We start from the raw sequence: 9,457 nt of genomic DNA, 5'->3' as shown, positions 1-9,457 counted from the left end.
TTGCCCAGAAATGGGCAGAGGCGCGCAACCGGCGGCAAGCGGGGATCGACTGGCAATTCCGCACCGCCGATGCACGCATAAAGCTGAAATACCTTTATCCGAAAATTGATGAGTGACGGACTACTAGACCAGCGCCTACTGGCGCAACGACATTACCAGCAGGGCACACGCGTACTAAATGCGCCCATCGAAACACGGAACCCTAGCTGGATGCCGCGGTTGGCTCGGTATTTGGCAAGGGTAAAGGTACATAGGTTAAGCCCGTGCCCGATTCTGGCGCTCATCCGTGCGCAGCTCGCCACTTAGCCAATCGACCAAGCGTTTTATCTCGGAACGCTCCGTTAGATGCGAAGCGATCCAGATCGTAAGCCTGTTGGGTCCGGCAACGAAGCCGAAGGGGGCGACCAAGGTGCCACTGTTGAGATCATCCTGAACCAGCATGCGCGGCACATTGGCGATGCCCAATCCGCAACGGGCTGCCTGAATCAGCAGATAAAAGTGCGGGAAACCTTCGTCCAGGCTTAGTTCTCCCATCTTCGGGCCATAACATTTCTTCCATTCCGACCAGGCATGCTCACGCGTGTGGGAATAGAGCAGCCGTGCCCGCTGCAAGTCTGCGGGCGTGCGAATCTTGAGTGTTCTCAGGTATTCGGGGGAGCACACCGGACCCACCCATTCGCTGCAGATATCAGTGCGGATGACATCCCGCGGCAGCTCCTGCGACGACAGGCGAATGGCGACGCTGACCTTGTCGCGCGTGAAGTCGAGTGGGCCTGATGTCATGTGGTACTGCAAAAGCACGTCAGGATTTTTCTGCTGGAAGCGCGACAACCTCGGCAGCAGCCAGTACATCATGATGGACTGCGAGCAGGCCAGCGTCAGCGGCCCGGGCTTGAGCTGATCGACGCTGTTCTGAATTTCATCGAAGCCACGCTTGAGACCCGCTGCAAGGCGCTGGCCTTCCGGCGTGGGTTCCGCACCTTGAGCCGTGCGCCGCAGCAGCGATACACCGAATCTTTCTTCCAGCATGCGGACTTGGCGGCTCACTGCACCATGGGTTACCGCTAGTTCGTCCGCAGCCGCGCTGAAACTGTGAAGCCGCGCCGTGGCCTCGAACGCGCGCAGTGCATTCAATGAAACGCGTGGGGTGGCCATGCATCCTCCTGTATCGATCTCGACCTTGTTTCCTATGTGCATTCAATGTGAGATTTTCTCACAGCTTGGTAATTTTATATCGCTTGCTGCGCAGTTCCTACCTCCATAAGATCAACTTCATCCGCAAGCCCTGGTGCCACAAGCTTCCGGCAAGTACCGGAAAAAAATTCAGAGGAATTCATGACTATTACTGCCCCACGCCCCGAGTTCACTGTCCGTTACTTCGTTGAAAGCTCGCTTCCAGCCGAGAAGATCGCGCAAGTCATCGCTGGTGAGCAATCAAGCGGCACTTTCCTGGCGCTTCCCGGCGAAACTGCCCAGCTCAAGGAACGCTCCCGTGCCCGCGTAACGAATATCCATTCATTGCCGCCCGCGCTGGAACCTTCGTTGCATAGCGCCCATGTCGAACGTCGCGGCAGCCCCGGCGTCTATCATCGTGCCGAAATCGAGATTGCGTTTCCTATCGAGAATGTTGGCGCCAATTTGCCAGTGCTGCTTGCGACGCTCGCCGGCAATCTGTTCGAACTGGGCGAAGTCACCGGCTTGCGCGTGCTTGACCTGGACATGCCGCCCGACTATGCGCGTCAATTTCCGGGGCCGGCATTCAGCATCGACGGCACGCGCCGCCTGGCGGGTGTCCATGGTCGGCCAATGATCGGAACTATCATCAAGCCCAGCATCGGCCTCACGGCGGAGCAGACTGCAGCGATGGTCGACGACCTCTGCGGTGCTGGCATCGACTTCATCAAGGATGATGAGCTGATCGCCAATCCGCCCTACGAACCTTTCGCGAACCGCGTGGCAGCGGTGATGCCCGTGCTGCATAAGCATGCTGACCGACTAGGGCGCATGCCGATGTACGCATTCAACATCTCAGGCTCCATCGATGACATGCTGCGCCACCATGACACTGTGCTGAACGCCGGTGGCACTTGTGTGATGGTCAGCGTGAACTGGGCAGGATTCGCTGGCGTGGAACACTTGAGGCGGCACTCGCAACTGCCGATCCACGGCCACCGCAACGGCTGGGGTGGCATGACGCGTCATCCTGCACTGGGCTTCAGCTTCGAAGCCTACCAAAAGCTCTGGCGCCTGGCCGGCGTCGATCATCTGCATGTCAACGGCTTGCGCAGCAAGTTTTGGGAACCGGATGAGTCGGTGCTGCGCTCTGCGCGTGCCTGCCTGTCTCCATTTGCCGGCGTGCCGGCGCTAATGCCGGTGTTTTCATCCGGACAATGGGCTGGCCAGGCGCCAGACCTGTTTTGGCAGCTGCAATCGACGGACCTCATGCATCTTGCCGGCGGCGGCATCATCGGCCACCCGGACGGCATTCATGCCGGCGTAGCCAGCATGCACGAAGGCTGGGAGGCCGCGGTCGCCGGCGAGAGCCTGGACGCTTATGCCGAGACCCACCCGGCACTTAGCCGTGCGCTGTCTCATTTCGGACGGATGTGAAGCATGGATGCCACGCCACAGTTGCGCCTGGCTTTCTACGGCGATGACTTCACCGGTTCCACCGACGCGCTGGAAGTCCTGGCCTTCGCCGGATTGCGCTGCGCCCTGTTCCTGAAGCCGCCCAGTGTCGAGATGCTCGACGCGCTGGGCCCGTTTGATGCCATTGGCGTTGCGGGTGAAAGCCGCAGCATGTCGCCTGAAGAAATGGATCAAAACCTGCCGCAAACGCTGGCTGCGCTGGCAGCCTTGCCAGTGCCGCTGGTGCATTACAAGGTGTGCTCCACCTTCGATAGTTCCGCCGCGGTCGGAAGCATTGGCCGGGTCATGGATCTGGCCCGGGAAGCATTCGGCGCAGGGCCAATTCCCATTGTGGCGGCAACGCCCGCGCTGGGCCGGTACTGTGTTTTCGGCACGCTGTTTGCCCGTTCCGGCACGGATGGCCTGGTGTACCGGCTGGATCGCCACCCGATTATGAGTCGCCATCCGACCACGCCCATGTCGGAAGCGGACATGGCACTGCACCTGGCGGCGCAAACCCGCCAGACGTTCGCCAAGTTTACGCTGCCGTTGTACGAAGCAGGACGTCCAGCTATGGATAGCGAACTGGCGCGCATCGCCGCAGGTGAGCCGGGCGGCATCGTGTTCGATGGCACGACATCTGAACATTTGACAGATGTCGGACGCCAGCTGGAGCGCCTTAGCGCTGGTCGTTCCCGCCCGTTGTTCTGCGTAGGGTCCTCGGGGCTGGAATATGCGACTACCCAATGGTGGCGCGAGGCTGGCGAGGTGACCGCGGTGGATACCGCCCAATATGAAAACTTCGAAGGCGTGCCGCAAGTGCTCGCCGTGTCCGGCAGTGCATCGCCATTGAGCAGAATGCAGGTCGACGCTGCCATCGCGCATGGATTCGTTGACATTGCGGTGGAGGCATCCAGCCTGGTCGCAGATGATCGATGGGAAGCCGAGTTGGCGCGTCTGCATGGCGAGGCGGTCGCAGCATTGCGCGCCGGCCACAGTGTCATGGTCCATACCGCCCGCGGCCCCGATGATGGGCGGATCGCGGCGATGACATCGCTGCTGATGGCGCAAGGGTTGAGCCGGGACGAGGCCAAGCATGGCGGCGGGCGATTGCTGGCACAGCGCCTGGGCCACTTTGTCGATGGCATATTGCGCGCCGTGCGCCTCCAGCGTCTGCTCGTATCAGGCGGCGACACCTCCAGCCATGTTACGCAGCACCTGGCGCCCGACGCTTTGGTCGTTGCTGCCCGCCTTGCACCAGGCGCCCCGCTGTGCCGCGTGCTGTCGGATCAGCCGCATCTCAACGGCTTGCAGATTGCACTGAAGGGCGGGCAGATGGGCCAGCCTGATTACTTTGTTAAAGCTCTGCGCGGTACCAACCCGTAGAAATCCACGATTCAACAGAACGACAAGGAGACAGTAACCATGAATGGATTCACACGCCGTCAAGCCCTGATCACCGCTGCCGCCGCAGTAGCAGCCCCAGCACTGATCATCCCGAAGTTCGCTCGCGCCGCTGAATTTAATCTAAAATTTGGCACTAATTTGCCGGCAAACCATCCGCTAAACATTCGTGCTACCGAGGCAGCCGAACGCATCCTGAAGGACACGGGAGGGCAGGTCCAAATCAATGTCTTCCCCAACAATCAGCTTGGAAACGATGCGGATATGTTGTCCCAGCTGCGAGCTGGCGCTATCGATTTTTTCACGGTGTCCGGCGTAAATGTGCTGTCGCAGATGGTTCCGGTCTCGTCAATGTACGGCCTAGGCTTTGCCTTCTCCAGTGAAGATAAGGTACACGAGGCGCTGGATGGCGATCTTGGTAAATACTTGCGCGACAAGTTCACCAAGGTCGGACTTATGGCCATGGACAAAATCTGGAGCTCAGGCTTCCGTCAGATTACCAACAGTGTCCGGCCAATTACCACGCCCGATGACCTCAAGAACATGAAGATACGGGTCCCAGTAAGCCCGCTCTGGACTTCACTATTCCAGCATCTCGGCGCGGCGCCCGCTTCAATCAATTTCGCTGAAGTGTACTCATCGCTGCAGACCAAAGTAGTCGACGGCCAGGAAAACCCGCTTTCCATCATTTCGATCGCCAAGCTTTACGAAGTGCAGAAGTATTGTTCCATGACGAACCACATGTGGGATGGCTACTGGTGCATGAGCAGCATCAAGGCATGGAACCGCTTGCCGGAAAAGGTACGTCCTGTCGTCGCACAACACATGAACCGCTCTGGCCTGGATGTGCGTGCCGACGTTGCAAAGTTGAACGCTTCGCTAAACGGAGATCTGCAAGCAAAAGGCATGGTTTTCAACACGCCCGATCCGGCGCCGTTCCGCGCCATGCTTTCGAAATCCGGCTTCTATGCAGAGTGGCGCAAGAAATACGGTGATGAGGCATGGGCAATGCTGGAGAAATACACCGGAAAATTGGGGTGAGCGATGGACATCGTGCACATGAACACCGCGGCAGACACGCCGCGAGACGCCATCAGCGCCGGCGCGGCGCGGATACAGCGCCTTCTCGGCCACTGCCTGTCGGTGCCGGTGGCGCTGCTGGTGGCAGCGGAGATAGCCGTCCTGCTGGCAGGGGTGATCGGCCGTTACGTTTTTCACACGCCGCTGATCTGGTCCGATGAACTTGCGTCCATCCTGTTTCTCTGGCTGGCGATGCTTGGTTCTGCCGTAGCCTTCGAAAAGGGTGAGCACATGCGCATGACGGCCGTGGTCGGCAAGCTGTCTCCAACCACGCGTGCGTTCGTCGATGTTCTGGCGACTGTTGCCGCTCTAGTGTTCCTGTCGCTGGTGCTGCCGCCTGCACTGGAATATGCGCATGAGGAAGCCGTGATTAGTACGCCTGCGCTGGATATTCCGAATAGTTGGCGGGTAGCGGCGATGGCTGTGGGCTTCTTCATGATGGTGCTTCTGTCCGTGTTGCGCCTGGTGCAGGTGGCCGACCGCAAAACAGTAGGCAAAGCAGTTGTGCTGGTGGCGGTGCTGCTGATTGGCATGTGGATGCTGCAACCGGTTTTTCAAAAACTCGGCAATGCGAACTTGGTGATCTTCTTTGTCGTTGTAGTCGCCGCATGCGTCTTCGCGGGTGTGCCGATCGCCTTTGCATTTGGCCTTGCAACAATGGGATACATGAGCTTGACCACTTCAACGCCGATCATGATCGTGGTGGGGCGCATGGACGAAGGAATGAGCCATCTCATTCTGCTGTCGGTGCCGCTGTTCGTGTTTCTTGGACAATTGATCGAAATGACGGGCATGGCTCGTGCGATGGTAGGCTTTCTTGCGAGCCTGTTGGGCCATGTGCGCGGGGGCCTGCATTATGTGCTGGTAGGCGCCATGTATCTGGTATCCGGTATTTCCGGGTCTAAGGCAGCTGACATGGCCGCAATTGCTCCGGTGCTGTTCCCTGAAATGAAAAAGCGTGGCGCTAAGGAAGGTGACCTAGTTGCGCTGCTGTCAGCGACAGGCGCCCAGACTGAGACTATACCGCCGAGCATTGTGCTGATTACGATCGGGTCGGTGACGGGTGTGTCTATCTCCGCCCTGTTCACGGGTGGCATGTTGCCCGGCGTGGTGCTGGCCATCGGCCTGATCGCGGTCGTGTTCTGGCGCTATCGCGGGGAAGATTTGTCACATGTGGTGCGAGCGAATGGGGCAGAGATCGCAAAATCGTTCGTGGTCGCCTTACCTGCGATCGCACTGCCCTTCATCATCCGTGCCGCAGTGGTCGGCGGAGTGGCGACGGCGACCGAGGTATCAACAATCGGCATCGTCTACGCCATCGTTGCTGGGCTTCTAATCTATCGCAAGTTCGATTTCCGCCGGCTGTATCCGATGCTGGTGGAGACGGCAAGCCTTTCGGGCGCAATCCTTCTGATCATCGGCGCTGCGACAGCGATGGCCTGGGGCCTCACCCAATCTGGTTTCTCAGGGACGCTTGCCAATGCGATGCGCTCGCTGCCAGGTGGCGCCGTGGGCTTCATGGCTGTTTCGGTCGTGGCATTCGTGATTCTTGGCAGCGTACTAGAAGGAATTCCCGCCATCGTTCTATTCGGACCACTGGTATTTCCGATCGCTCGTGCCATGGGCATTCATGAAGTCCATTACGCAATGGTTGTGATCCTGTCGATGGGGATTGGCCTCTTTGCACCACCATTCGGCGTCGGGTATTACGCGGCATGCGCCATCTCGAAAATTCATCCGGACGAAGGAATTCGTCCCATCCTCGGATACATCGCGGCAATGATAGTAGGACTGATCGTCGTTGCAGCAGTGCCGTGGATTTCAATCGGCTTTCTTTGACACAGGAGAACAGAATGCAAGAACAGAACAACAAGGATCGCGTTGCCGTTGTAGTTGGCGGCGCAATGGGTATCGGCGCCGAAGTCTGCCGGCGCCTTGGTGCGGCCGGCTATACGGTAATCATCGCCGATCGCGACATACAAGCCGCGGCAACATTCGTTGAAGAATTGAAGGCAGCGGGCCTGCGTGCTGAGTCAGAGGAAATAGACGCCGGCGATGCTGCATCGGTGGCGAAAGCCTTTGCTGCTATCGACAGCCGGCATGCCCGATGCGATGTGCTGGTGAACTGTGCAGGCATTGCCAAGGTCTTTCCATTCCTCGAATTTCCACTCGATAATTTTCTTGCGACGATGAACGTCAACGTCACCGGCGCCCTGTTATGTGCCCAGCACGCAGCCCGGCTGATGCTGAAGCATCGATGGGGACGCATCGTCAACCTGGCATCGGTTGCCGGCCAGAGGTCTGTCGGTACGGGACGCACTGCCTACGGCACTTCGAAGGGAGCGGTTATTGCGCTGACGCGACAGATGGCCGTGGAACTCGCCGAGCACGGCATCACAGCCAATACGGTATCTCCTGGTCCGGTTGACACGCCGATGACGCGTGTGCTCCACACCGATGAGTTCCGCAAACAATATACCCATGCCATACCTATGGATCGCTACGGGTCAACTGCAGAAGTCGCTGCGGCCGTGATGTATTTCATCGGTGAGGAGGCCGGATACACCACGGGGGTCGATCTGGCAGTGGATGGCGGGTTCCTAGCAGCGGGGGCTCGCAAGCTTCCGTAAGGCATCGACCTGCGGTATTCCGAGAACCGGACTGACCCTAGCAGCGTGAATGATTTTTGCGTGAGTTTAATCACGACGCCCCACTGAAGAGAGACTGGCATGCACCGCAATCGCAAAGCAAAAATTGTTGCAACCATTGGACCGGCAAGCAATACGAAAGAAATTATTGAGGCCTTATTTCATGCCGGGGTCGACGTATTCCGGATGAACTTTAGCCATGGCACTCACGAGGACCATAAAAGACGGCTTGAGATTATCCGTGCGGTTGAAACGGAAGTTGGCCGTCCTATTGGCGTACTCCTCGACCTGCAGGGACCAAAATTGCGCATCGGCACATTTTCTGATGGTCCAGTGATGCTGGAGAACGGCGCTCGGTTTCGTCTTGATCTGGACAATAAAAAGGCAGGAGACCAGCGCCGGGTCTCTCTTCCCCATCCGGAAATTTTTGCTGCATTAACCGAAGACGCAAGCCTGTTACTAGACGACGGCAAGATTCATTTGAAAGTAGAGCAGTGTGGCCCGGACTTCGCTGATACGCGGGTAATCAACGGTGGCATGCTATCAGAGCGCAAGGGGGTCAATGTTCCCGGTGTGGTGCTGCCCATGTCCGCAATGACGGAAAAAGACAGGCGAGACCTTGATTATGGTCTGACACTAGGTATTGACTGGGTTGCGCTGTCCTTTGTCCAACGGCCTGAGGACATTGAAGAGGCTAAGGAAATTGTAAAAGGCCGTGCGGCCATCATGGCAAAGCTGGAAAAACCGGCAGCCATCAATCAGCTCGAACAAATCGTGCAGGCATGCGATGCCGTCATGGTTGCCCGGGGCGACCTAGGGGTGGAAATGCCAGCCGAACAGGTGCCGGCGATACAGAAACGCATCGTGCGCATGTGTCGGCGCCTTGGCAAGCCCGTGGTGGTAGCCACGCAGATGCTTGAGTCAATGATCAGTGCGCCGGTACCCACCCGTGCCGAAGCCTCCGACGTTGCGACAGCAATCTACGACGGGGTCGATGCGGTGATGCTCTCGGCTGAATCGGCATCGGGAAAATTTCCGGTTGAAGCAGTACGCATGATGAACGGCATTATTGACCAGACAGAGGCCGATCCATTCTTCGTCGAGACAATGGAAGGGTCCCACAGCCCCGCGCGTCCTGAGATTGCCGATGCAATCGGGTCTGCAATGCGCAACGTCGTTGACCTTCTGGGTGCCACGGCAACCGTTGCTTACACCAGCTCTGGCTATTCAGCATTGCGCATGGCGCGGGAGCGGCCGAAAGCGCGCATCATTGGCATGACGCCCAAGCTCAGTACGGCGCGCAAGCTTGCTTTGGTCTGGGGCGTACACCCGGTGCTGACCCATGATGTTGCGACTGTCTCGGAAATGACCGTATTTGCCTGCCAGACTGCAGCGCGTGAGCATTTGGCAAAAAAAGGCCAGACCATCGTTATCGCGGCGGGTATGCCGTTTGGAACACCAGGTACGACAAACCTGTTACGAATTGCTCAGATCGAATAAGTCTTTGTTGCTTTTAAACCTGAAATAGTTCGAGGAGATAAAGTTGAGCGCTATTGTTGATGTCATTGGTCGCGAAGTAATCGATTCCCGCGGCAATCCGACCGTTGAATGCGACGTGCTGCTGGAGTCCGGCGTGATGGGCCGTGCCGCCGTGCCGTCGGGCGCATCGACCGGCTCGCGGGAAGCGATCGAGCTGC

At 58.2% G+C, this 9,457-nt stretch carries 7 protein-coding genes and 1 pseudogene; 7 read left to right on the top strand and 1 reads right to left on the bottom strand.

Annotation, left to right across the window (positions count from 1 at the left end; translation table 11 throughout):
- Positions 1 to 255: 255 nt before the first annotated feature.
- Positions 256 to 1,155: a LysR substrate-binding domain-containing protein gene (locus tag IGW04_RS25100; protein ID WP_194715827.1), complete on the bottom strand. Its 900-nt coding sequence runs from the start codon at positions 1,153 to 1,155 to the stop codon at positions 256 to 258.
- A 180-nt stretch (positions 1,156 to 1,335) separates the two neighbouring features.
- On the opposite strand from IGW04_RS25100, the gene IGW04_RS25095 reads away from it, so the two are divergent.
- The 7 genes and pseudogenes from IGW04_RS25095 to eno form a co-directional block, all read left to right on the top strand.
- The gene (locus IGW04_RS25095; RefSeq protein WP_194715826.1) at positions 1,336 to 2,610 is read left to right on the top strand and encodes a ribulose-bisphosphate carboxylase large subunit family protein; all 1,275 of its coding nucleotides are present in this window, start codon (positions 1,336 to 1,338) and stop codon (positions 2,608 to 2,610) included.
- A gap of 3 nt (positions 2,611 to 2,613) precedes the next feature.
- Complete coding sequence (locus IGW04_RS25090) at positions 2,614 to 4,014, top strand: four-carbon acid sugar kinase family protein (RefSeq protein ID WP_194715825.1); 1,401 nt, start codon at positions 2,614 to 2,616, stop codon at positions 4,012 to 4,014.
- Positions 4,015 to 4,053: 39 nt separating this feature from the next.
- Positions 4,054 to 5,073, top strand: coding sequence for a TRAP transporter substrate-binding protein (locus tag IGW04_RS25085; RefSeq protein WP_194715824.1), 1,020 nt, complete (start codon positions 4,054 to 4,056; stop codon positions 5,071 to 5,073).
- A 3-nt stretch (positions 5,074 to 5,076) separates the two neighbouring features.
- Positions 5,077 to 6,951, top strand: coding sequence for a TRAP transporter large permease (locus IGW04_RS25080; RefSeq protein ID WP_194715823.1), 1,875 nt, complete (start codon positions 5,077 to 5,079; stop codon positions 6,949 to 6,951).
- A 14-nt stretch (positions 6,952 to 6,965) separates the two neighbouring features.
- Positions 6,966 to 7,742: an SDR family NAD(P)-dependent oxidoreductase gene (locus IGW04_RS25075; RefSeq protein ID WP_194715822.1), complete on the top strand. Its 777-nt coding sequence runs from the start codon at positions 6,966 to 6,968 to the stop codon at positions 7,740 to 7,742.
- A gap of 99 nt (positions 7,743 to 7,841) precedes the next feature.
- Positions 7,842 to 9,260 (top strand): pyruvate kinase, encoded by a 1,419-nt coding sequence (pyk, locus tag IGW04_RS25070; protein WP_194715821.1) that lies wholly within the window; start codon positions 7,842 to 7,844, stop codon positions 9,258 to 9,260.
- A gap of 43 nt (positions 9,261 to 9,303) precedes the next feature.
- Positions 9,304 to 9,457, top strand: a pseudogene (gene eno / locus IGW04_RS25065) (phosphopyruvate hydratase); the annotation flags it as partial.

Origin of the sequence: Noviherbaspirillum soli (genome assembly GCF_015352955.1) — a bacterium.
Lineage (GTDB): Bacteria > Pseudomonadota > Gammaproteobacteria > Burkholderiales > Burkholderiaceae_D > Noviherbaspirillum_A > Noviherbaspirillum_A soli.
This window is presented reverse-complemented; position numbering and strand designations above follow the sequence as displayed.

What these genes read in the sequence shown, in the direction of transcription:
- IGW04_RS25075 (WP_194715822.1), top strand. Translation starts at nt 6,966, where the DNA reads ATGCAAGAACAGAACAACAAGGATCGCGTTGCCGTTGTAGTTGGCGGC.
- IGW04_RS25090 (WP_194715825.1), top strand. Translation starts at nt 2,614, where the DNA reads ATGGATGCCACGCCACAGTTGCGCCTGGCTTTCTACGGCGATGACTTC.
- IGW04_RS25095 (WP_194715826.1), top strand. Translation starts at nt 1,336, where the DNA reads ATGACTATTACTGCCCCACGCCCCGAGTTCACTGTCCGTTACTTCGTT.
- pyk (WP_194715821.1), top strand. Translation starts at nt 7,842, where the DNA reads ATGCACCGCAATCGCAAAGCAAAAATTGTTGCAACCATTGGACCGGCA.
- IGW04_RS25080 (WP_194715823.1), top strand. Translation starts at nt 5,077, where the DNA reads ATGGACATCGTGCACATGAACACCGCGGCAGACACGCCGCGAGACGCC.
- IGW04_RS25100 (WP_194715827.1), bottom strand. Translation starts at nt 1,155, where the DNA reads ATGGCCACCCCACGCGTTTCATTGAATGCACTGCGCGCGTTCGAGGCC.
- IGW04_RS25085 (WP_194715824.1), top strand. Translation starts at nt 4,054, where the DNA reads ATGAATGGATTCACACGCCGTCAAGCCCTGATCACCGCTGCCGCCGCA.